We start from the raw sequence: 23,089 nt of genomic DNA, 5'->3' as shown, positions 1-23,089 counted from the left end.
CTCATCGGGCGGCCTCGATGCTGCGGGCCGCCACCGTGCGGTGACCGCCGAGTGCGAGTGCTTCCGCGAACTCCACGCCCACGACGAGCGCGCCGAACTCGGGATTGCGACGGTATTCCTCTGCGGCGCATGCCGATTCGCCGGTGAAGTGGGGCACGGCCCGATCGGCTGATCCCGCTGGAATCACTCGAACAGATCGCGGTTTCGGGCGATATATTGCTCGACGGTTTTCGGGCTGTGGCCGGTGATGTCCTCGACGGTGTGGGTCATGCGGTCGTAGCGGCCGTCGCGGTGCAGCCGGGCCATCGTGGCGATGTGGTCCTGTGTATGCGGGTCCAGTGCCGCTCGGCTCAGATCGTCCAGCCACTGATCGTAGGGCAGGCGCACGCCCGTGACGGGGCGGTTCAGGGCGGAGGCGTACTGCTCGGCCAGCCCGTCGATGTCCAGCGCCGCCGGACCGGTCAGTTCGTACACCGCGCCGAGGTGATCCGTCGGTGCCGTCAGCACCGCGGTCACCACGTCGGCGACGTCACCGGCGTCGATCGGGGAGGTGCGCCCGGCGCCGAACGGGAGCGCCAAGCGGCCGTCCTGCCGGATCGAGCGAGCCGCCAGGACCGTGAACAACGGATTGTCCATGAACACGGTGGGCCGCACGTGCACCGCGGGGATGCCCGACCAGTCGACGACGTGCTCGGCGAGCCAGTGCAAGCGCTGTTGGCGAGATTCCTCGACGCTGGTCGTGCTCATCTGCGAGACCGTCATCTGCGACATGTTCACCAGCACTTCCAGACCGTCCAGCTCCTTCGCGGCCAGGCATACCAGTGCCGCCGCTTCCAGATACTCGGCCGAGACGCTCATGTTGAAGAACATCCGCGAGATACCGAACATCGCCGACCCGACATCCACCGGATTGGTGAGGTCACCGACGATCACCTCGGCGCCCGACTCGCGCAGCGCGTCCGCTCGCGAGTCCTGCCGGTGCACCAGCGCCCGCACCTTCTCGCCACGGCCCAGCAGTTGGCGAACCACTCGTGTGCTGACACTGCCGACGCCGCCGGCGGCGCCGGTGATGAGGTAGGTCCCGGTGCTCATGGCAGTTCTCCTTTCTCGGTGATCTTCGGGTCGGCGCGGAAGGCTTCGATCACCGGGGCCAGCTCGCGGGCGTTGGTGATCAGATCGACGTGCCCGCCCTCGTGCAGGTGTACGGTCGCATGCGGCAGCAACCGGGCCATGATGCGCGCGTTGGCGATCGGGATGATGGGATCGTCGGTGCCGGCCAGGATCAGCGTGCGCTGGCGGATGAGTGGCAGCGCGAACAGGCTGGTCCATACCGATCCGGCCAGGAGTTGATGCAGATAGCCGATCCGCGAGCCCGCCATCAGCTGCCGGTCGAAGAGCTGCGCGACGCGACCGGAATCGGTGCGAGCGGTGCCGCCGTAGAGGTCGCCCGCGACGCGCGCGGCGTACTCGTGGTCGAGGAAGCGGTGCGGGGTCAGCATTTTCAGCAGGGTGCGCGGCCGGCCCGGGATCATGAGCACGCCGGTGCCGGTGGAGACCAGGATGAGGGTGCGGCACCGGCGCGGATGCTGGAAGGCGAACTGCTGGGCCAGCGCGCCACCCCAGGACAGGCCCAGGACATCGACTCGCCCGGGTATGCCCAGTGTGCGCAACAGCTCGCCGAGTACCGCCGCGAGGTACGGAAATCCGTACGGCAGAAGCGAATTGGGGGAGCCGCCGGTGCCCGGCACGTCGAACCGCACCACAGTGGTCCGGGGATCGAGAGCGGCGACCAGCGGGTCGAGCACCTCGAACGCGGCTCCGATGCCGTTGCACAGCACCAGCGGAACACCCTCGCCCCAGCGCACTCGGACTCGGATCTGTTGTCCCAGAACGGGAATGAGCCGTTCGGCGTCGGCGTCGGCGTCCGCGGGCACCGGGGCACTCACGGGTAGAGCACCACGACGTCGGCGACGCAGGCGGGGCGGGTGCCCCCGTCGATCTCGTAGGTGAGACCGAACACCGCTTCCACGCCGGAGGTCTTCTGCTGCGCGGCATTCAGCGTCACCACCGCCCGGATCTTCGACCCCACCGGCACCGGCGCGGGGAAGCGCACCTTGTTCAGGCCGTAGTTCAGCGCCGCGGTGAGCTCGCGGATCTCGAGCACGTCGGCGATGATCACCGGCGCGAGCGAGAGCGTGAGGTACCCGTGCGCGATGGTGCCGTGGAAAGGCCCGGCGGCCGCACGCTGCGGATCGGTGTGGATCCATTGGTGGTCGCCGGTGGCGTCGGCGAACAGGTCCACCTGAGACTGGGTGACTTCGATCCAGTCGGTGGTACCGAGCTGTTGTCCGGTCAGTCCGATCATCTCGGCCGGTGCGGCGAGTTGCGTTGTCATGAAATGCCTTTCAGTGGGCGAGTACATAGTTGCCGGGGGCCGGGTCCAGTGGCGGCAGTTCGGGGGAGCCGAGCCCGGCCGGGGCGTCCTTCTGCGGTCCGCTGCGGTCGGCGAGCCAGAGTGTGAAATCGGGCCACCACGAACCCTGTTGCTGCGCGGCGTTGTTCACCCAGACGCTCGGATCGGCCTCGTCGGGCGCGCCGATGCGGTAGGCCGCCTTGGGATTTCCGGGCGGATTCACCAGCGCGGCGATGTGGCCGCTGGTGGACAGGACGAACCGCGGATCCTTGCTGCCCAGCAGCCGGGCGCTGCGATAGCAGGCCTGCCACGGCGAGATGTGGTCGGCGAGCCCGGCCACCACATAGGTGTCGGTGGTCACCCGCGACAGATCCACGGGGGTGCCGAGCATGGTCACCGAGCCGGGGACGGTCAGCGAATTGTGTACGCCCATGAGCACCATGTCGCGGTGCAGGGCGGCGGTCATGCGGGTGGTATCGGCATTCCAGAACAGCACGTCGAAGGGCGAGGGCGCGCGGCCCTGCAGGTAGTCGTTGACCCAGTATCGCCAGACCAGATCGGTCGGCCGCAGCCAGGCGAACACCTCCGCCAGCGCGCGACCGTCGAGGTAGCCCTTGCGCTGGGAGATCGCGATGGCCATCTTGGCGGTCTCCTCGTCGATGGCGGCCGCGGCGAATCCGGCGCGGGACTGATCGAGGACGGTGACCATCAGGGTCAGCCCGGCCAGCCGGTGATCCTGCCCGATCTCGGTGAGATGGGCCGCGGTCATCGCCGCGAGAATGCCGCCCGAGCAGGACGCCTGCAGATGGGTGCGCTCGCAACCGGTGATCTCCTCGACGGCGTCGAGCGCGTCGACGATCGCCTGCCCGTAGGTGTCGAAACCCCAATCGCGTTGCGCAGCTGTGGGATTGCGCCAGGAGATGGCGAACACCTGCTGACCCTGCGACAGGAAGTATTCGATCATGCTGCGGTGCGGTGCGATGTCCATGATGTAGTACTTGTTGATCACCGGCGGCACCATGAGCAGCGGAATCGTACGCACCTGCGGGGTCTGCGGCGCGTACTGGATCAGCTCGAAGACCTCGGTGCGCAGCACCACCGAGCCCGGCGTGACCGCGATGTTCTCCCCGACGGTGAACGCGTCCGGCTCCACCATGGCGGGAACCCGTGGCGCACTGGTCATATCGCCGACGAAGCGCCGCAGGCCGCGCACCGCGCTGGCGCCGCCGGTGTCGACCAGCGCCTTCCAGCTCAGCGGATTGAGCAGTGGGTTGTTGCTCGGCGACAGCCCTTCGAGGACATTGTCGATCACGAAGTGCATCCACTGCTCGTCCTTCCACTCCAGATGTGCGTCGGTGAGCAGTTCCTCGGCGGTGTCGCTGGCGGCCAGGTACGCCTGCATGCTGCGCTTGAGGACCGGATTGCCCTGCCAGGCCGGATCGGTGAAGCGCTTGTCCGACCTCGCCGGCGCTCGTTCGGACCGACCGCGCGCGATATCGGACAGCTCGTGCCGCAGCGCCGACACCCGTTCACCGACCACGCGGGGTCGCCTGGCCAGGTGCACGGCCAGCCGGCTCCAGGAATTGTTGGGCAGCATGCGACGGCCGATGCCGATGGCCGAACTGGTCAGTAACAGGTCCAGCGGCGCGGCCAGTTCGTCGGCCTGTGCGAGGTCGTCGGCATAGTGAGTATTCGTCACCATGAATTCACATCTCCTGTAATTCGGAAAAGAAAATCGGGGCGTTCGACCGCATGGCGTATTCCTTCATGGTTGGGCGGCCGGGGTTCGGAGTCGATGTGGTGGCGGACAATGTGACCTCCGCGAGCGTGTGCGGCCGGACAATCACAGCAATCGCCGCTGCACCTCGAAGGCGAAGACCAGTTCGGCCAGATCTCGTGGTCGTGACAGCGACCGGCCGGTGCGCTCCTCGATGCGGTGCAGCCGGTAGCGCACGGTATTGGGATGGCAGAAGAGCAGTTCGCCGGTGACGCGCAGGGAGCCCTCGTGCTCGCCCCAGACCCGGAAGGTCTCGTAGAGCACCTCGCGTTCCTCTTCGGCCAGTTCCGCGAAGGATTCGAACAGGGGCGCAACAAGTTTCGTCGTCACCTCGGGTGCGCTGACGGCGGCGCTGCCGAGTATCGAGTTGTCGAAGATCGTCACGAACTCACCCGGTTCCGCCCGGCCGCGCAGGGCGATACGGGCGTAACGCAGGGCCTGGGCGGTGTCGCGCAGATCGTCGAAGCGGGGGCTCACGCCCACACGGGCGGTGGCGGTGCGCGAGAGCAGGGCCAGTGCGTTGCGCAATTGCGCATCGGTGCGGAAGCTCATGATGCCGACGCTCATTTCCGGCAGCCGCCACCAGGCCGAGAAGACATCGAGGCTGCGCAGCTTGGGTTCGATCTGCGGCAGCGGTTCGGCGCCGAGTGCGGGTGTCCACGCGGCGACCACCACGAACGGTCCGGTCGTGGGCAGCCGCAGATGGTCGGCGGCTTCCCAGACGCTCCACTGATCGAACAACCGGCCGTGCAGCAGCGCGTCGACCAGGTCCGTGCGGGCGCAGGACTCACGCGCGATGCGCCGGGTCTGCTCGTCGCGGTAGGCGATCGCCATGGCGTCGGTATAGCGGCCCTGCGCGGCCAGGACTCGCGTGGTGGCGGCGAGCCTCGCCTCGGCGGATGCGGACTCGGCCGCGCCGAGCAGCGCCTCCCAGAAGCGGTGGAATCCCACGCGGTAGGCCTCGAGCACGGCGGCGAGCGGGACGTCCTCGCGGGCACGTTCGACGCCGACGACGGTCGCGGGGGCGGTATCGAAGTCCGCGCCGTCCGCCAGAGCGTCGAGTACGGTGCGCAGGTGCTCCGCGACGGCGGCGACCACGATCGGAAACCTCACCGGGACCGATCCGCTGTAGAGCACCACCTCTTTGGCGATCGCGCGGGCCAGCTCCGCGGCGAGCTCATCGGCCCGCAGGGCCAGGGTCCGAGCTGCTGTGGCGATCTCGCGTGCTGCTCCGCCGTCGTTCATGGCGAAAAAGGTAGGCCGTCTGCCGACGGTTGCGATTGTCTCGCGGAGACGAAGATGTGGCCCGGTCTTGTCTCCCGCGGGGCGGTCCGAACTCGATACTCATCCATGATGTGGGCGCAGGACCGCCGGGCCGTACCAGTGGCAGGCCAGCAGCGCGAGTTCGACATCGAGCCGATCGGCGGTGATCGGCCGGCCGCGGCGCTCGATGGCCCGGGCGACGCGGTACTTCACGGAGTTGAAATGCAGGTCCAGTTCGGTGGCTGCCGCCTTGAAACTCGAACCGGCGCAAAGGAATACGCGCAGAGTGTTGCGCAAGCGTTCGTCGTTCTCGGTGTCGCAGGACAGATTTCCCAGCACTTCGCTCACCCAGTCGCGGGTTTCGGCGAGATCACTGCCCAGCAGCGCTGCGGTCGCCAGGCCCAGGTCGGAAGCCGCCAGCACCGGGTTCGGCGATCCGCGCGCGAGCGCTACCCCTTGCGCACGCGCGGCGTGCCGGTGGGAGGTCCGGAAACCGTCGAGGCCCGGCCGGGCCGGGCCGATAGCGACACCGGGCGCGCCGGCCTCGGCGGCGATACGGGAGCGAATGCGTGCGACCGGCTCGTGCGGATCAGCGCGATAGGGCAGCCAGGCCCATGCGCCCGCCGGATCGGTGGCGACGAACAAGGGGTTGGCCTCGAGGGCAAGCTCCTGACCGAGCTTGCGAACGAACTGCTGCAGCCGCGGGAGCCCGTCGTCTCCGGAGTCCGGGTACCACAGCACCAGTGCCACATGATGCCAGCGCAACGGGTAGCGGATGGTGGTGGAGGCCGCGTCGACGTCGACGGTCTTGCGGGTGGTCAGCAGTTCGCGGACGCGTAACGCGCGCAAGCTGTTCCGGTTCTCCAGCCACCGTTCGCGTTCGTCGTCGTAGATCACCACGACCTGCTCGGTGATGCGGTCGATGTACTCGAACAGGATCGCCGTGATGCGCTCGATGGCGCTGATACGTTCGTCCGCCGGAATGTCCACGGCGTGCAACTCGGCGAACACCATCTCGGTCATCCGGCGCTGCCCGAGCCGATAGGCGCGTACCAGAGCGTTGGCCGGAATACCTTGCTGGGCAAGACGTCTGGCGTACTCGACGGCGGCCCCGGGAGCCTGGATGTGCTCCACGGGAATGTCGTGGCGCAGGGCGTGCAACAGGGTGTCCACGTTGGCTTCGACGCTCGCGCCGAGCAGGTCCACCGTGCGGGGGTCGCCGCGCAGATCGACGATGTCGTCCTCGAGCGCAGCGCGAATTGCGGCGCTCACCTGCGTCACCCTGGCGTTCATGCGGGCGGCGATCGTTTCCACGTAGCTGCCCACCGCGGCATCGATGCCGCGCCGCGCAATCGTCACATTTCCACTCTAGATCCGGGCGGCTCGAAGGCGGCCGGATTCGCCGGGCGAGGTTTTGTCTCCAGGCGACAAGTGCGGGCGGGAACTTCGTCCACGCACGATGTGCCCGGGGACAACGGGCGAGGGGCTTCGTTGTCGACCGTGACATTGTGAGGACCGCCGGTCCCGGCGCACCCTGGCGAGAGCGATGGAGATCGTATGTCCACGCTGGATGAATTCTCGCGCATGGAGGCCGAAATGGATCTTCGGATCGGTGTCGCCGATGCCCTCGGGACCGACTACTTCTACTTGCAAGAGCACCTCACCCCGGCGCAGCACGAGGTCCTGCTGCGCACGCGGGAGTTCGTCGCCGAAGAAGTCCGGCCGGTCATCAACGACTACTGGGAGCGGGCAGAATTCCCGTTCCCCCTGGTGGAAAAGCTCGCCGACGTCGGCATCATCGGTGACGGCATCGTCGGCTACGGGTGCCCGGACCTGGATCCGATCTCGGTCGGGCTGGCGTACATGGAACTCAGCCGCGGTGACGGCAGCATCGGCACCTTCGCCGGTGTGCAGGCCGGACTGGCCATGCGGTCGATAGCCCAGTGCGGCTCCGAGGAACAGAAACAGCGGTGGCTGCCGGACATGGCACAGCTGCGCAAGATCGGGGCGTTCGCGCTGACCGAACCCGAACACGGCTCCGATTCCATCGGCCTCGAGACCAGCGCCCGCCGCGACGGGGACGGGTATGTCATCAACGGCGCGAAGAAATGGATCGGGAACGGCAGCATCGCCGATGTGATCGTGGTGTGGGCGCGCGACACCGAGGACGGTCAGGTCAAGGGCTTCCTGGTGGAGAAGGGCACCCCCGGTTACCACGCGGAGGTCATCACCGGAAAGGGCGCGCTGCGCGCGGTGTGGCAGGCGCAGATTCAGCTCGACGGCGTGCGGGTACCGGCCGAGAGCCGGATGCCCGGCGCGAATTCGTTCAAGGACTGCGCCAACGTGCTGGTCGGCACCCGCAGTGCCTGCGCGTGGATGGCGCTGGGCCACGCCCTGGCCGGCTTCGACACCGCACTCACCTACAGCCGACGGCGTAAGCAGTTCGGCAGGCCGTTGGCCGCTTTCCAAATCGTGCAGGACCGGCTGGTGAAGATGCTGGCCGATGTCACCTCCATGCAGTTGTACTGCTTGCAGATCGGCACCCTGGCCACCGAGGGGCGCCTGCAACCGACGCTGGCCGGGCTGGCCAAGATGCACAACACCTCCACCGCGCGCTCGATTCTGCACACTGCGCGGGACATGCTGGGCGGCAACGGGATTCTGCTGGACTTCCAGGTGATACGGCACATGGCCGATGTCGAGGCGGTACACACCTTCGAAGGCACCGAGACCATGCAGACCCTGATCGTGGGCCGCGACATCACCGGTATCAGCGCTTTTGCCTGAGACGCGGCGCCGGTCGGCAGATTTCCAGGAGCATCGATGGCCGCACCAGCCGATATTCCGCCCATGTCCTCCTCGCGCGACAAGGTTGTTTCCGCCGCGGAAGCCGTCCGCCTCATCCGTGACGGCGATTCGGTCGCCGTCGGGGGCTTCGGTGGACAGTGCTTCCCCGAAGAACTCACCATCGCGCTCGAACAGCGATTCCTGCAGTCGGGCACCCCGCACGATCTGGGCATCGTCTTCGCCGTCGCCCAGGGCGATCGCCTAGGGCGCGGGCTGGACCGGATCTGTCACCCCGGACTGATTTCGCGCGCCATCGGCGGGCATTGGGGGATGAGCCCGGCCATCCAGAAGCTGGCCGTCGGCAACGAGATCGCCGCGCACAACCTACCCCAGGGGGTGTTGTCGCAGTTGTTCCGCGACACCGCGGCCGGCAAACCCGGCCTGCTCACCCGTGTCGGGCTCGGCACGTTCGTGGATCCGCGACTGGGCGGCGGCAAGGTCAACGAGCGGACCACCGAGGATCTCGTCGAACTGATCACCCTGGGCGGCGACGAGTTTCTGTTCTACAAGGCATTGCCGCTGGATGTCGCACTGCTGCGCGGCACGACCGCTGATCCCGCCGGCAACATCACCATGGAGCGCGAAGCGCTCACCCTCGAGACGCTGTCCATCGCGACCGCCGCGCACAATGCGGGCGGGCTGGTCATCGTCCAGGTGGAACGAGTCGCCGACGCCGGCTCGCTGTGCCCGCGCGACGTGAAAATTCCTGGGGTGCTGGTGGATTGCGTGGTCGTGGCCGGGCGCGACCACCACTGGCAGACTTTCGGCACGCAGTACTCCCCGGCCTACAGCGGTGAACTGCGGCGGGTGCCGCTGCACAACCTGGCGCCCCTGCCGCTGAACGAGCGCAAGGTGATCGCCCGGCGCGCCGCGCTCGAACTACGCGTCAACAGTGTGGTGAATCTCGGTGTGGGAATGCCCGAAGGCGTTGGCGCCGTCGCGACCGAGGAGCGGATCGTCGACTACCTGACTCTGACCGCCGAACCCGGCGTGATCGGCGGAATGCCTGTCGGCGGAGCCGATTTCGGTGTAGCGGTCAATGCGCAGGCCGTGCTCGACCAGCCCTACCAGTTCGACTTCTACGACGGCGGGGGACTGGATGCGGCCTTCCTGGGCATGGCCCAGTCGGATCGGGACGGCAATGTCAATGTCAGCCGGTTCGGCAACCGGCTCGCCGGATCGGGCGGATTCATCAACATCAGCCAGAACGCGAAACAGGTGATCTTTCTGGGCACCTTCCTCGCTCCCAGCCGCACCGCGGTACTGGACGGGCGGGTGGTCGTCGAGTCCGAACCGGCCGCCGTGAAATTCGTCGACGCCGTCGAACAGCGCACCTTCAGCGGGGCACAGGCAGTGCGCACCGGTCAACCGGTGCTCTACATCACCGACCGGTGTGTGTTCCGGCTGACCGCCGACGGCCTGCAACTGACCGAGGTGGCGCCCGGCATCGACATCGACCGCGACATCCTCGCGCACATGCCGTTCGAGCCGCTGCTCGAGGGGGATCCGGTCGTCATGGATGCGCGCCTGTTCGCCCCGGATCCCATGGGCCTGAAAGACCAGCTCCTGTCGGTCCCGATGGCGGCCCGCATGACCTACGACGACACCCGCAACGTCTTCTTCCTCAATATGGAGGGCCTGGCGCCGGCCACGTCTGGTGAGGTCGAAACCATCCGCGCCGCAATCGAATCCCGCCTGAGCCGGATCGGCAGAAAAGTGCACCTGGTCGCCAACTACGACAACTTCACCCTCCCTGCGGACCTACGCGACCTCTACGTCCGATCGATACAGGACTTCGCCGAGCGCTTCTACCTGTCCGCGAGCCGCTACAGCACGAGCTCGTTCATGCGGCTCAAACTGCACGACCACCTCGCCGGCCGCGGCGTCGCCCCCCACATCTACGAGAACCGCGCCGAGGCACTGGCCAACCTGAGAGCGGAGTGAGTTGCCCACCATGCCCGATGCCGGCCGTGGCCGAAACCACCATCACCGCGGATTCTGTAACAGAGGCAGGCGCACATGGGCGACGTCTTCGGAATTACAGGTAAGACAGCACTGGTCACCGGCTCGGGCCGCAATATCGGGCGGGCGATCGCGCTCGAACTGGCCGGCTGCGGCGCGAACGTCATCGTCAACGCCCGCAGTGACCGGGCCGAAGCGGACTCGGGGCGGCCTGCGCACCCTGACCAAATCCCTGGCCTCCGGTCCACGTCAACGGCGGTCAATGGATGTTCGGATAGGCACTTTGCAGAGAACCCGGCGAACATGGGGCGACCCGCGGACACGATGAGAGAATCCGCGGGTCGCCAGAAGTGCTGCTAGTGGTGCTGCAGCTTCTTCTTGCCCGAGTTCTTGTCGTCCTTCATGTCGGGCCGCGGCTGTCGCGTCTCGCGCTCCATCCCGCCGGTCAGCTGATCCGTGTCCTGCTGCTGATCGTCGATCATGCGATCCGAATCGCGCTGCGCACGCTGGCCCTGGTTCTTCATGCCTTGTTTGGACTTCCCGGCCATCTGACCGGATTTCCTGCTCCGATTGCGATCAGACATTTCAACCTCCACATCGGTCGATCTCGTCCGAACTGCGACATCGGACGCGGAGTGCGTTGCGTCCGCCGAATCTCTGAGCGCTGTCGAAGGCCTCAGCGAGAACCGTCGACAACCAGATGCTCGCCCTCAGCTGTCAAGGCAACAACTGCGGCTCATACATCCTGACGATGATGGCTCACCGATGTCAACGCGTCGAGGCAGCTGGAGGCAAAGCGCGGCTCGGTAGTAGATTTAAGTGGCGTATCGATCACTCCCGGGCAGCGCGCGGCGGTCGGGCTCGAGGCCGCCGAGGCCGCGCATCCGACATCGTCGGCGTCACCGCAATTGTCACCGCGCGAGCCGCAGAATTCGGCGTCATCGGCACCTACCCGCGAGGACGGGAGAATTCGGTGGCTGACCGATGGATGATTCGCGGTACGGAGTTCGCGAATTGCCTGTGCGACTGGGGCTGTCCGTGTCAATTCGGCGCGAAGTCGACCTACGGGCACTGCGAGGAATTGATGTGCGGCCACATCGAGGAGGGACACTTCAACGACACCAATCTCGGCAACCTGGACTGGGCGGTGCTCATGTACTGGCCGGGTGAGGTAGCCGAGGGTAATGGCACGCAGCAGGTCGTCATCGGCGAACAAGCGGATTCGGGTCAGCGAGAAGGACTGCGCAAGATTCTTCTCGGCGAGTCGACCGCCCCCGGAGCGACGCATTTCTTCGTGTACAACAGCACGATGTCGACCGTGCTCGACACGCTGTACGCACCCATCGAACTGTCGATCGACGTCGATCGGCGACTGGCCAGCCTCATGATCGACGGGCTGGTCGAGTCACGCGGGACGCCGATCATCAGCCCCTACACCGGCGAGCCGGCCAGGATACGCATCAACATGCCGGACGGGGCGCGCTACATCTACGCCGAGATGGGCAACGGCAACACCACAGCCAAGGCAGGAATCGAACTCGACTTCCAGGACAGCTACGGCCAGTTCAACATTCTGCACATGAACCAGGACGGAGTGATCCGCTGACCACGTTGCGGGACCGGCGTCACCGAGACCGCCTGGCCGTATGGGCCGGTCTGGGCGGCATCACGATCGCGGCCTGGGTTTACCTCGTGGTGACGGCGCGTCGAATGGCGACCGAGTCGGCGGGCACGAGGGGGCAGTCGACGGGGCAGATGAGGGACGCCATGACCGGGGTGCAACCGTGGACGGCAACCGAGTTCGGTGTGACGCTGGTGATGTGGATCGTGATGATGGTCGCGATGATGGTTCCCACCGCGGCGCCGATGACCTTGTTGTACGCCGCGGTCGCACGCAAGGCCGCGGCCCGGCACAACCCGCTGACCCCGACGTTCGTCTTCGTCACCGGCTACATAGCGATGTGGTCGATCTTCGGTCTCGTGGCCACCGTCGCTCAGTATGTTTTCGATCGGGCCGCGTTGCTCTCCCCGATGATGGTGTCCAGGAGTCCGGTGTTCGGAGCCGCACTGCTGATCGGGGCCGGCATCTACCAACTCACCCCGTTGAAGAATGCCTGTCTGAGGAGCTGCCGGGCCCCGGCGCACTTCATGTCCCGCTACTGGCGCACCGGGAACCTCGGTGCCTTGCACATGGGACTGCGGCTCGGCGCATACTGCGTGGGCTGCTGCTGGATCCTGATGGGATTGCTGTTTTTCGGTGGCGCGATGAACCTGCTGTGGACCGCGGCGATCGCCATCTTCGTCCTGTTGGAGAAGACGATCCCATTCGGTGACATGGGTGCAAGGTTCGCGGGCGTGGCGATGATCCTGGTCGGCGCGTCGAGTCTGGCTCTGCTCGTCGGCGCCTGAGCCGCAACTGTTTTCACTGACCGGTCGGATAAACGGTAAGGAGCGCAATCATGAACGTCGTGGTACTCATCGGACGCATCCTGTTCGCCGCACTGTTCCTCGGCTCCGCGTTCGGGCACTTCGCCCAGCGCAAGCAGATGGCGGAATACGCCGGGTACAAGGGAGTCCCCGTTCCCGAGTTGTCGGTTCTGGCCTCCGGTGTGCTCCTGCTCGTGGGTGGTCTGAGCGTGCTGTTGGGGGTGTGGGCCGATCTGGGCTCGCTGCTGCTGGTCGTATTCCTCGTCCCGGCCGCCCTGCTCATGCACGCCTTCTGGAAGGAATCCGATGCACAGGTCAAGCAGCAGGAGATGATCAACTTCAACAAGGACATCGGCCTGGCGGGAGCTGCCCTGATGCTGTTCGCGTTCTTCTCGCACGTCGGTGCGGATCTCGGGCTGACCCTGACTGGACCGCTGTTCCACATCTGACCCGCGCGGAACCGGTCCGGCGGCGACACCCTGTCGGTGTCGCCGCCGGACTGCCGCCAAGGCGTTTCACCCACAACACCGGCGCCGCCGAATCACCTTCGCCTGATTCAGGTTCCGTGAACGGGCTCGGGTGGTTCGGCGCGTACGGTCCGGCGCCATCGGCCGAGTGGCGGCTCCGGGCGGATAACTCATGAAATGAACTTGGTTCACCTTAGGCCTTCTCGCCGAGACATGTCCTCGCTACTCTCGAATCATCGAACTGAACTCAACTCAACTGGAGGGTCATGTCCACGCCATTGGTCGCCGGTGGTGAAATCCGCTGGCCACGTTCCGAACCGGCCGGGTTCATACCCGGTCCGGAGCAGTCCGCCCTGCGCGAGTCACTGCGGGCGCTGCTGGGTAAACACGGCGACATCATTCAGGTTCGCGAAGCCTCGTCCACGGAACGTGGGTTCTCGGCATCGCTGTGGCGGGCCCTCGTCGACGACATGTCGGTTACCGCACTCGCTGTACCCCAGGATCGGGGCGGGCTGGGTTACGGCGTGACCGAACTGGCGACGATTCTCGAGGAGTGCGGGCGCGCACTGGTTTGCGAGCCGGTCCACAGCTCCGCAGTGCTGGGTGTACAGGCTCTGCTGCTGACCCGCCCCGGCGACGATGGCCTGCTGGCGGGTGTGCTGGCCGGGGACCTGCTGGCCACCGTCAGTGCTCTCGATGCCACCACGGACGATCTACGGGCGGCCCGGACGTCGGCCGGATGGGTCGTCGACGGTACCGCCACGCACCTCACCTGCGGTGGAACCGCCGATGTGATCGTCGCATCCGCGAACTGCCCGGACGGCCGGCGCCTGTTCGCCGTGCGTCCGGGCCGGGACTGCGTACGAACCGAGCGAACGGTCCTGGATCCCACCCGCCGGCAGGCGGACGTGACACTGCGGGGCGCTCGGGCGCTCGCCCTCACCGAACCGGGGGAGACCGCCGCCGCGGCCACACGCTTGCGCGATCTCGCCACGCTCGCCCTTGCCAGCGAGAACACCGGCATCGTCGACATGTTGCTCGAGATGACCGTGGCCTACACGTCGACTCGCCGCCAGTTCGAGCGGGCGATCGGTTCCTTCCAGGCCGTCAAGCATCGGCTCGCCGATCTACTGGTGCTACTCGAGCGTGCGCGATCGGCCTCGCGGTATGCGGCCGCGGCCTTCGCCGAGGATCCGGATGCGGCGAGGCTGGCGGTTGCGGTGGCCGGTGCGGTGTGCACCGACGCGGCCGTCCAGGCGGCGGCCGAGGCTGTCCAGTTGCACGGCGGAATCGGTTTCACCTGGGAGCATCCGGCTCACTCCTATTTCCGCCGCGCAATGGGAAATGAAGCGGCACAAGGCGGTTCCCGTACCCACCGCAGCACGATAGCCGCCCTCGTCGGCTTGTGAGCAGCTGCGCCGCCACACCGAATCCGGTGGACGGCGCGTATTGACGCCGGTGACTCCAGCCGGTAAAACTGAAGTGAATCCAGTTCAGGAAACTCTCCTCGATCGAAAGAGGCCACATGATCGACACCGACCACATCGTGCTCGAGAAGGACGGCGACATCGCCCGGGTCTGGCTCAACCGCCCGCACAAGAAGAACGCCGTCACCACCGAACTGCTGCACCGGCTCGACGAGATCATCGTCGAGGTCGACAACGACCCCGAGCTGAAGCTGCTCGTCCTGCGCGGGCGCGGCAACACCTTCTGCTCGGGCTTCGACCTCGACGAACTGCGCGCGAACTATGTCGGCAAGACCACCTCCATGGACGTGGCGGTGCTCTCGGCGAAGGTCTGCGACCGCTTGTACTCCATGAACACGCCGTCGCTCGCGGTGCTGGAGGGCTATGTCACCGCGGGTGGCTTCGAGCTCATGATCTCCTGCGACTTCGCCGTCGCGGCCGACGATGCCAAGATCGGCGACTTCCACATCCGCCGGGCGCTGTTCGGTGGCGCGGGACCGATCTACCGGCTGCCGCGCATGATCGGCATCCGCAAGACCAAGGAGTTGATGCTGACCGGGAAGCTGTTGAGCGGTCAGCAGGCCGCCGCGTTCGACCTCATCAACGCTTCGGCGCCGGCCGCCGAACTCGACCAGTTGGTCGCCGATTTCGCCGCACCCATCGTCGACAAGAGCCCGTTCGCGATGAAGCTCACCAAGATGACCATCGACCGTGGCCTGGATGCGGACATCCAGTCGCTGATGGTGATGGAGCACCTGGCCGTCGGCAACGCGCTGCAGTCCGAGGACGCCGCCGAGGGCGTGAACGCCTTCCTGGAGAAGCGCCAGCCGAAGTGGGTCGGTCGCTGAACCACGAACCGGTTCAATCCTTTCCGCCGACCTGAGAAGGAAAAGACATGGGCGTTCCGGAGATCCTCGCACTCGAGGGCAGCAGGTGCACGACGTGCGGCACCGTCGCATTCCCGGCCGGCACGATGTGCGGGCGGTGCGCCACTGCGACCGCGACCACGATTCCACTGAGCGACCACGGCGTGGTCTGGGCGTACACCGTGCAACGGTTCGCGCCCAAGTCACCGCCCTATGTCGTTCCGGGCGAAGGCTTTTCGCCGTTCGCGGTCGGATATGTCGAACTTCCGGAAGGCATCAGGGTCGAGGCGGTCCTGGACTGCACCGACTTCGCCGAACTGGACGGGGCGCAGGTGCGGCTGGTCGCCGTCGCGCCGGTGCCCCGGTTCGCGACTCGCACATTCATTCAGGAAGGTAAGGCGCAGTGACACAGTCGGTCTCGATCATCGGCACCGGACTGTCCCGGTTCGGCAGACAGCCCGAGGTCACCGGCCGCCGGCTCGCGGTCGTGGCGATCAACGCCGCGCTCGACGACGCCGGATTGACGTGGCCGGACATCCAGCTGGCCTGCGGCGGCAGTGACAGCTCCGGGCTGGCCGATACCCTCGTCGCCGAATTGGGCTTCACCGGAATACCGTTCACCAACGTCAAGAACGGCTGCGCGACCGGTGGCAGCGCACTGCTCGGCGCGGTCAACGCCGTGCGCTCCGGTATCGCCGAGATCGCGCTGGCCGTCGGCTTCGACAAGCATCCGCGCGGTGCGTTCGATCCGATGCCGCAGGAATGGGGTCTGCCGCACGGCTACGGGGAGGCCGGGTTGATGGTCACCACGCAGTTCTTCGGCGCGAAGATCAACCGGTACATGCGATTGCACGGCATCTCCACCATGACGCTGGCCAGGGTCGCGGAGAAGGCTTACCGCAACGGCAGTCTCAACCCCAATGCCTGGCGCACAGAACCGATGTCCGCGGCGGAGATCGCCGCGGCCCCCATGGTGAACGACCCGCTGACCAGGTTCATGTTCTGCTCACCCGGTACCGGTGGCGCCGCGGTGATCGTGGCGAGCGAGTCCGCGACCCGGCGCCTGGGCGTGCGTGGCATCCGCCTGCGCGCGCTCAGTCACCGCACCCGCCGCTTCGGCTCCTTCGAGGTGTTCAGCCCGGCGATCCAGGGCAGCGGCGAACCGGCCAGCGTGAGCTCCGACGCGGCGGCCGCGGCGTTCGAGGAGGCCGGCATCGGTCCCGCCGACGTCGACGTCGCACAACTGCAGGACACCGAGAGCGGTGCGGAGATCATGCACATGGCCGAATGCGGCTTCTGCGAACACGGCGAGCAGGAGGCGATGCTCGCCGCGGGCGACACCGAAATCGGTGGTCGCCTGCCGGTCAACACCGATGGCGGCTGCATCGCCAACGGTGAGCCGATCGGCGCGTCGGGACTGCGTCAGGTCCACGAAATCGTCACCCAACTGCGCGGTTCGGCGGGTGCCCGGCAGGTTCCGGGGACGCCGCGGGTGGGGTTCACCCACGTCTACGGCGCGCCGGGGATCAGCGCCTGCACCGTGCTGTCGGTGTGAGCCGGGCACATCGATCGAGAGAAGAGCAGTGACCGAACCTACGATTCCCGAACTCGACCGGTTCATCGAACAAGCCACGTCCTGGCTCGCCGGTGTGGCCGCACCTCGCACTGAAAACCCCTGGGGTAGCGGGTCCGATTCGGTCGCGGTCTTCGAAAACTGGACCGAAGCCCAGGAACGTGCCGAGACCGAGCGTGTGCGCGCCTACGAACGCGCCAAGTTCGACGCGGGCTGGGGTGCTTTGAACTGGCCGCGCGGTTACGGCGGGCGCGAGCTGCCGCTGTCGTACGTCCTGGCGTTCCGGCGCGCCGAGGAAGCCTTCGACCTGCCGAAGCGCACCGAAATGTTCTCGGTGACACAGCAATTGGTGGCACCGACGATCGACCAGTGGGGCACCCAGGAGCAGCGGGAGCGGTATGTGCGCGCCATGTTGCGCACCGATGTCATCGCCTGCCAGCTCTTCTCCGAGACCGAGGCGGGGTCGGATCTGGCCGCGGTACGCACCAGGGCGGTCCGGACGGACGACGACGCCTGGATTCTCAACGGGCACAAGGTGTGGACCTCCGGCGCCCGGATCGCCGACATCGGCGTCGCGGTGTGCCGGACCGATCCGGCCGTCGCCAAACATGCGGGCCTGACCGTGTTCCTGGTTCCGATGGACACACCCGGTGTCACCGTGCGCCCGATCCGGCAGATGACCGGGGGGAGTTCTTTCAACGAGGTCTATCTCGACGACGTTCGCCTCGACGACGGTCATCGGCTCGGGCCGGTCGGCAAGGGCTGGCAGGTCGCGCTGACCGTGCTGGCAGCCGAGCGCCTGGACGGCGCCAACCTGGGCCTGGCCAATGCCGATCGCGCGATCGCGCTGGCCGGGAATCTGGATCGTGCCCTCACCGAACTCGAACGCGACCGCGTGGCCGACCTGGTCACCCGCGGTTATGTGCAGCGCGTCGCCGCGATGCGGGTGGCCGCGGCCGTGGTGGCCGGGCGCGATCCGGGACCCGAGGCATCGATCGGGAAGCTGCTGGCCACCGACACGATGGCGCGGACCTCGGAGGTCGTGCGGCTGCTGCTCGGCCGCGACCTGGCCGCCGATTCCGGCGCGTGGGGCACCTTCGCGTGGACCGAACATGTGCTCGGCGCGCCCGGATACCGGATCGCGGGCGGCACCGACGAGATCCAGCACAACATCATCGCCGAGCGCGTGCTCGGCCTGCCCAAGGAGCCGCGTCCATGAGCCCGACACTGGAACAGCGGGTCGCAGCGCGACTGCGCGCCGATCTCGGCGTGAGCCTGACATCCTTCGAACGGCTGCCCGGCGGCCATTCCGGCCTGACCTTCCGGGCGGAAACCAGCGGCGAATCGTATGTCGTCAAGGCGGTGCCGGAAGGCAGCAAACCGATCGGCCGCCACGACATGCTGCGTCAGGCCCGCATCATGCAGGTGTTGGCGCATACTCCCGTGCCGGTGCCGAGCATCGCGGTGGTGGACAGCGACGAACCCGCTTGGTTCGCCATGGAACTCGTCGTCGGTGAGTCGCTGGAGCCGGTACTCGACGATCCCGCGGTCGCCGCGGACCTGGCCGCAGCCCGGATGCGCCGCGCCGCGCAACTGCTGCCCGCGCTGCACGCGGTGGATCCGGCCGATATTTCTGTGCCCGCGCTGACGCCCGCCGAGGAACTCGCCCGCTGGGCGCGCACTCTCGGCGCTGTGCCACCCGAACTGGTTGCCGGCGGTGATCGGCTGCTCGCACTGCTGCAACGCCGGATCCCCGAGCCGATGACGCCGGGGCTCGTGCACGGCGACTATCGCCTGGGCAACATCATCTCCGCCGGCCCGGAACCGGTCGCCCTGATCGACTGGGAGATCTGGAGCATGGGCGATCCGCGCGTGGAACTCGGCTGGTTCCACGTCTTCGCGGACGGCAGCAATTTCCCCGAAGTCGGCCGGGAGGTGCCCGGTCTGCCCAGCGCGGCGGAACTGCTGGACATCTACTGCGCCGGCGGGCCCACGCTCGCCGAGCAAACCTGGTTCGACGCGCTCGGGCGGCTCAAAATGGCCGCCATCATGGGCCACAACCTCCGCAGGCATCGCGAAGGCCGGCATCACGATCCGGACCAGGAAAAACTGCCCGCGACCATCACCCGCCTCATCGAGACCGGCACCGCACTACTCGCCGCTTGACCCTCGCCCTGCCGCTCAGGAGCCGCACTGTGGACTTTTCCTACTCCGCCCGCACCCGGGATCTGCTCGTCGAACTCGAAGATTTCATGAACAGCCACGTATATCCGGCCGAGCCGGTGTACGACGCGCAGGTCGCCGCGAATGCCAACCCGCACGAACAGCCGCAGATCATGCGCGATCTGCAGGCCGAGGCCAGGCGGCGGGGTCTGTGGAACCTGTTCATGACCCACGACGGCCTGGGCGCGGGCCTCACCAACCTCGAATACGCGCCGCTGGCCGAGGTGGTCGGCCGCTCGGTGATCGGCAACGAGGCGATCAACTGCTCGGCGCCGGACACCGGCAACATGGAGATCCTGGCCATGTACGGCACCGAGCAGCAGCAGCAGCAGTGGTTGAAACCGTTGCTGGACTGCGGGATTCGCTCCGCGTTCGCGATGACCGAGCCCGCGGTGGCCAGCTCGGACGCCACCAACATCACCTCGACGATTCGCCGCGACGGTGACGAGTACGTCCTGAACGGGCGCAAGTGGTACACCTCGGGAGTTCTCGATCCGGACTGCAAGCTGATCATCTTCATGGGCAAGTCCGATCCGGCGGCGAAGACCTACCGCCAGCAGAGCATGATCCTGGTACCCGCCGACGCCCCCGGCATCGAGGTGCTGCGCGATCTGCCGATGTTCGGCTTCCACGATCGTCTCGGCCACGGCGAGGTCCAATTCACCGACGTCCGGGTGCCCGCGGAGAACATGCTGGGCTCCGAGGGCGACGGTTTCGCCATCGCTCAGGGCCGGCTCGGGCCGGGCCGCATGCATTACGCGATGCGCGCCATCGGCATGGCCGAACGAGCCATGGAGCTGATGTGCCGCCGGGCGCTGGAACGCACCGCATTCGGTGGCCCGCTCGCGGATCGGGGCGTGGTCCGCGAGTGGATCGCGCGCAGCCGCATCGAGATCGATCAGATCCGGTTGCTGGTGCTGCAGTCGTCCTGGCTGATGGACACCCAGGGCAACGCCGCGGTGCGCTCGCAGGTCGCGGCGATCAAGGTCGCGGCGATGGAGGTGGCACACACCGTCGTCGATCGCGCCGTGCAGACCTTCGGCGCCGCCGGGGTGAGCAACGATACCGTCCTTGCCCGGATGCACGCCATCACCCGGGCACTGCAGATCGCCGATGGCCCCAACGAGGTGCATCTGCGCACGATCGCCCGTCTCGAAGTGGAGAAATACCGATGAACACATCCGATCTGACCGGCAAGGTCGCCCTGGTCACCGGCGCCAGCCGGGGGCTCGGACTGGCCATCGCCCGGGGACTGCGCGACGCGGGCGCCACGGTGATCGTGTCGAGCCGGAAACTGGCGGCCTGCCAAGAGGCGGTGGCAGGGCTGGGCGATTCCCCGGTCGGCAGCGCCCATCCGCTGGAACTGCACGTCGGCAAGTGGGATGCCATCGAGCCGGCCCTCGACCGGATCATCGCGGAGTTCGGGCGGCTGGACATCGTCGTGAACAATGCGGGCATCGCACCGGTGGCCGAGGATCTCGCGTCAGTGACGGAATCGTTGTGGGACAAAATCATCGAGGTCAACCTGAAGGGACCGTTCCGGCTGATGGCCGCGGCCGGCGCCCGGATGGCCGCGGCCGACGGCGGATCGATCATCAACATCTCCAGCATCGGCGCCCTGCGGCCGAGCCCGCCGGAAACGATGTACGCGGCCGCCAAGAGCGGGCTCAACGCCCTGACCCTGGCCTTCGCTCAGGCGTACGCGCCGACGGTCCGGGTGAACTGTGTGCTTCCGGGCGGGTTCGCGACGGATATGGCCGAGCACTGGGACGACGAGTTCGTCGCGAAGATCGTCGATCGGCTACCGGCGGGACGGCTGGGCAGACCGGAGGAGATCGCCGGGCTGGTCACCCATCTGGCCGGTGATGCGGCCAGCTACACCACCGGCGCGATCATTCCGGTCGACGGTGGCCGGACCGCGGTGTACTGAGGTGGATGCTGCAATGACCGACACCCGGACTACCGCCGACGTCGATACCCTCACCCGGCTGTTCGGCTTGCCCGGCCGGACAGCCGTGGTCACCGGCGCCTCTGCGGGCCTCGGGCTCGGCTTCGCCAAGGCGCTCGCCGATGCCGGGGCCACGGTGTTCGCCGCGGCCCGCCGCACCGACCGCCTGGCCGCCCTGGCCGACAGCGATGCGCGCATCGTGCCGGTTCGGTGCGATGTCACCCTCGACGACGACCGCCGGGCGCTGGTGGATCGCTGCTACGAACAAACCGGCCGCCTGGACGTGCTGGTCAACAACGCGGGCATGCCCGGACCCCCACGGGCGGAGCAGGAATCGGCCGAGGGTTTCGCGGCTCTGCTCGAGGTGAATCTGCTCGCCGGATTCCATCTCGCCCTCGCCGCGGCCACCGCCCTGCCGGAGGGACGAGGCGCATCGATCGTCAACATCTCGTCGATCATCGGACTGGCCTCGACCGCGCCGATCGGCGGGGCGAGCTACGCCGCGTCCAAGGCGGGAGTTCTGGGACTGACCCGCGAACTGGCCGGTCAATGGGGTCATCGCGGGATCCGCGTCAACGCGGTCGTGCCCGGATGGTTCGATACCGAGATGACCGACGGGCTGTTCAGCAACGACAAATCCGCCGGCTGGGTGCGACGCAACACCATGCTCGGCCGCGGCGGTGCGGCGGGGGAGGTCGACGGCGCGGTGCTCTTCCTCGCCTCGGATGCGTCGTCGTACATGACCGGCCAGACCGTGGTGGTCGACGGCGGATGGACGGCACGCTGATGTTGGCCGTACAGCTGACCGAATGGGGGCGGCCACCGGAACTGCGGGAAGTGCCGGTACCGCAGCCCGTCGGCGAGGAACTTCTGCTGCAGGTCACCGCGGCCGGACTGTGCCGATCCGATCTGCATGTCATGGATGCGGCGGCGGCGAGTTTCGACTGCCCGCTGCCGCTGACCCTCGGTCACGAGGTCGCCGGAACCGTCCTCGCTGCCGGACCGGACGCCGATCCGACGTGGCTCGGCGAAACCGTTGTGGTGCACGGCATCTGGAGTTGCGGACACTGCCGAAACTGCGTGCGGGGCCGGGAGAACTACTGCCTGCGGCTGCGGCCGCGCACCACCGGCGCCCCGGCGCCGATCGGCAACGGCCTCGGATATCACGGCGGGCTGGCCCAGGCGATGCTGGTCCCGTCGGCCCGGCATCTGGTCCGCACCGGTGGCCTGGATCCGGCCGTGGCCGCGCCGCTGACCGACGCGGGGCTGACCGCCTATCACGCGGTGCGCGAACACGCCGACCTGATCGATGCGCACGCGACCTGCGTGGTGATCGGCGTCGGTGGCCTCGGCCACCTGGGTGTGCAGATCCTGCGCGATATGGGCGCCGGCCGAATTCTCGCCGTCGACAACCGCGCGGACGCGCGCGAGATGGCCCTGCGGCTGGGCGCCGAGGCGGCATTCCCCGACGTGGACTCCCTGCGAACGGCCGTGAGCGACGGCGCCGATGTGATCATCGACTTCGCCGGCGCACCGGACACCGCGCAGCCCGCGATCCGCCTCCTCGCACCGGGCGGGCGCCTGACGGTGGTGGGCAGCGCCGGCGCCCGGATGGAGGTCGGCAAACACGTCGGCCTGGCCGCGGGCTGGCGGGTCACGGCACCGTTCTGGGGTCCGCACGCGGATCTGGTCGCGGTGATCGACATGGCGCGGCGCGGGGCCCTGCACGTGCAAGCCACCCCCTACCCACTGGCCGAAGGGGTCGAGACCTACCGGCGCCTGCGCGCCGGCGACATCACCGGCCGCGCCGTGCTGATTCCGCCGCCGTTGGTGCGCTGACCGGCAAGTACGCAGCGA

At 67.4% G+C, this 23,089-nt stretch carries 23 protein-coding genes; 15 read left to right on the top strand and 8 right to left on the bottom strand.

Translation table 11 applies throughout. The features are described from left to right. Position 1: 1 nt before the first annotated feature. From ON40_RS51795 to ON40_RS11975, 7 genes are all read right to left on the bottom strand, one after another. On the bottom strand, positions 2 to 157 hold the full coding sequence (locus ON40_RS51795) for a hypothetical protein (protein ID WP_157186272.1): 156 nt from the start codon (positions 155 to 157) through the stop codon (positions 2 to 4). A gap of 26 nt (positions 158 to 183) precedes the next feature. Beyond that, a complete protein-coding gene (locus ON40_RS12000; protein ID WP_040821824.1) occupies positions 184 to 1,092 on the bottom strand; it encodes an NAD(P)H-binding protein in 909 nt (302 codons plus the stop codon). After that, a complete protein-coding gene (locus ON40_RS11995) occupies positions 1,089 to 1,946 on the bottom strand; it encodes an alpha/beta fold hydrolase (protein WP_051193007.1) in 858 nt (285 codons plus the stop codon). The genes ON40_RS12000 and ON40_RS11995 overlap by 4 nt, the downstream gene beginning before the upstream one ends. Next, the gene (locus ON40_RS51170) at positions 1,943 to 2,395 is read right to left on the bottom strand and encodes a MaoC family dehydratase (protein WP_040821822.1); all 453 of its coding nucleotides are present in this window, start codon (positions 2,393 to 2,395) and stop codon (positions 1,943 to 1,945) included. The genes ON40_RS11995 and ON40_RS51170 overlap by 4 nt, the downstream gene beginning before the upstream one ends. Before the next feature lie 10 nt (positions 2,396 to 2,405). Beyond that, positions 2,406 to 4,115, bottom strand: coding sequence for a PHA/PHB synthase family protein (locus ON40_RS11985; RefSeq protein WP_040821820.1), 1,710 nt, complete (start codon positions 4,113 to 4,115; stop codon positions 2,406 to 2,408). Positions 4,116 to 4,256: 141 nt separating this feature from the next. Next, entirely contained in the window at positions 4,257 to 5,435 is a 1,179-nt protein-coding gene (locus ON40_RS11980; RefSeq protein ID WP_051193006.1) for a PucR family transcriptional regulator, read from the bottom strand. A 99-nt stretch (positions 5,436 to 5,534) separates the two neighbouring features. Continuing rightward, entirely contained in the window at positions 5,535 to 6,812 is a 1,278-nt protein-coding gene (locus tag ON40_RS11975) for a PucR family transcriptional regulator (protein WP_306305381.1), read from the bottom strand. Positions 6,813 to 7,010: 198 nt separating this feature from the next. On the opposite strand from ON40_RS11975, the gene ON40_RS11970 reads away from it, so the two are divergent. After that, positions 7,011 to 8,240, top strand: coding sequence for an acyl-CoA dehydrogenase family protein (locus tag ON40_RS11970; protein ID WP_245567768.1), 1,230 nt, complete (start codon positions 7,011 to 7,013; stop codon positions 8,238 to 8,240). A 36-nt stretch (positions 8,241 to 8,276) separates the two neighbouring features. After that, positions 8,277 to 10,244, top strand: a complete 1,968-nt coding sequence (locus ON40_RS11965; protein WP_040821818.1) for an acyl CoA:acetate/3-ketoacid CoA transferase — start codon at positions 8,277 to 8,279, stop codon at positions 10,242 to 10,244. Between the two features lie 374 nt (positions 10,245 to 10,618). Here the strand turns inward: ON40_RS11965 and ON40_RS11960 are convergent, their stop codons facing one another. Beyond that, positions 10,619 to 10,846, bottom strand: coding sequence for a hypothetical protein (locus ON40_RS11960; protein ID WP_157186271.1), 228 nt, complete (start codon positions 10,844 to 10,846; stop codon positions 10,619 to 10,621). A gap of 389 nt (positions 10,847 to 11,235) precedes the next feature. On the opposite strand from ON40_RS11960, the gene ON40_RS11955 reads away from it, so the two are divergent. The 13 genes from ON40_RS11955 (at position 11,236) to ON40_RS11895 (ending at position 23,071) form a co-directional block, all read left to right on the top strand. Further along, a complete protein-coding gene (locus ON40_RS11955; RefSeq protein WP_051193005.1) occupies positions 11,236 to 11,868 on the top strand; it encodes a DUF1326 domain-containing protein in 633 nt (210 codons plus the stop codon). Positions 11,869 to 12,029: 161 nt separating this feature from the next. Then, positions 12,030 to 12,671 (top strand): DUF2182 domain-containing protein, encoded by a 642-nt coding sequence (locus ON40_RS11950; protein ID WP_051193004.1) that lies wholly within the window; start codon positions 12,030 to 12,032, stop codon positions 12,669 to 12,671. Positions 12,672 to 12,721: 50 nt separating this feature from the next. Then, entirely contained in the window at positions 12,722 to 13,138 is a 417-nt protein-coding gene (locus ON40_RS11945; protein WP_040821811.1) for a DoxX family membrane protein, read from the top strand. Between the two features lie 284 nt (positions 13,139 to 13,422). After that, on the top strand, positions 13,423 to 14,565 hold the full coding sequence (locus tag ON40_RS11940; RefSeq protein ID WP_063712991.1) for an acyl-CoA dehydrogenase family protein: 1,143 nt from the start codon (positions 13,423 to 13,425) through the stop codon (positions 14,563 to 14,565). Between the two features lie 116 nt (positions 14,566 to 14,681). Then, a complete protein-coding gene (locus ON40_RS11935) occupies positions 14,682 to 15,470 on the top strand; it encodes an enoyl-CoA hydratase/isomerase family protein (RefSeq protein WP_040821809.1) in 789 nt (262 codons plus the stop codon). 47 nt (positions 15,471 to 15,517) lie between these two features. Next, the gene (locus tag ON40_RS11930; protein WP_040821807.1) at positions 15,518 to 15,895 is read left to right on the top strand and encodes a Zn-ribbon domain-containing OB-fold protein; all 378 of its coding nucleotides are present in this window, start codon (positions 15,518 to 15,520) and stop codon (positions 15,893 to 15,895) included. Further along, entirely contained in the window at positions 15,892 to 17,043 is a 1,152-nt protein-coding gene (locus ON40_RS11925) for a thiolase family protein (RefSeq protein ID WP_040821806.1), read from the top strand. The genes ON40_RS11930 and ON40_RS11925 overlap by 4 nt, the downstream gene beginning before the upstream one ends. A gap of 43 nt (positions 17,044 to 17,086) precedes the next feature. After that, on the top strand, positions 17,087 to 18,280 hold the full coding sequence (locus ON40_RS11920; protein WP_040821852.1) for an acyl-CoA dehydrogenase family protein: 1,194 nt from the start codon (positions 17,087 to 17,089) through the stop codon (positions 18,278 to 18,280). Next, positions 18,277 to 19,227, top strand: a complete 951-nt coding sequence (locus tag ON40_RS11915) for a phosphotransferase family protein (protein ID WP_040821804.1) — start codon at positions 18,277 to 18,279, stop codon at positions 19,225 to 19,227. Before ON40_RS11920 ends, ON40_RS11915 begins: the two co-directional genes overlap by 4 nt. Before the next feature lie 29 nt (positions 19,228 to 19,256). Then, complete coding sequence (locus tag ON40_RS11910) at positions 19,257 to 20,459, top strand: acyl-CoA dehydrogenase family protein (RefSeq protein WP_040821851.1); 1,203 nt, start codon at positions 19,257 to 19,259, stop codon at positions 20,457 to 20,459. After that, positions 20,456 to 21,214, top strand: a complete 759-nt coding sequence (locus tag ON40_RS11905) for an SDR family NAD(P)-dependent oxidoreductase (protein ID WP_040821802.1) — start codon at positions 20,456 to 20,458, stop codon at positions 21,212 to 21,214. The genes ON40_RS11910 and ON40_RS11905 overlap by 4 nt, the downstream gene beginning before the upstream one ends. 13 nt (positions 21,215 to 21,227) lie before the next feature. After that, the gene (locus tag ON40_RS11900; protein ID WP_051193009.1) at positions 21,228 to 22,019 is read left to right on the top strand and encodes an SDR family NAD(P)-dependent oxidoreductase; all 792 of its coding nucleotides are present in this window, start codon (positions 21,228 to 21,230) and stop codon (positions 22,017 to 22,019) included. After that, positions 22,004 to 23,071 carry an NAD(P)-dependent alcohol dehydrogenase gene (locus tag ON40_RS11895; RefSeq protein WP_040821800.1) on the top strand — a complete coding sequence of 356 codons (1,068 nt, stop codon included), beginning with the start codon at positions 22,004 to 22,006 and terminating at the stop codon, positions 23,069 to 23,071. The genes ON40_RS11900 and ON40_RS11895 overlap by 16 nt, the downstream gene beginning before the upstream one ends. The last annotated feature ends 18 nt before the right edge of the window (positions 23,072 to 23,089 follow it).

Source organism: Nocardia jiangxiensis NBRC 101359, from assembly GCF_000308615.1.
Taxonomy (GTDB): domain Bacteria; phylum Actinomycetota; class Actinomycetes; order Mycobacteriales; family Mycobacteriaceae; genus Nocardia; species Nocardia jiangxiensis.
The sequence above is the reverse complement of the archived record's forward strand: the minus strand, read 5'-3'. Positions and strand labels throughout refer to the sequence as shown.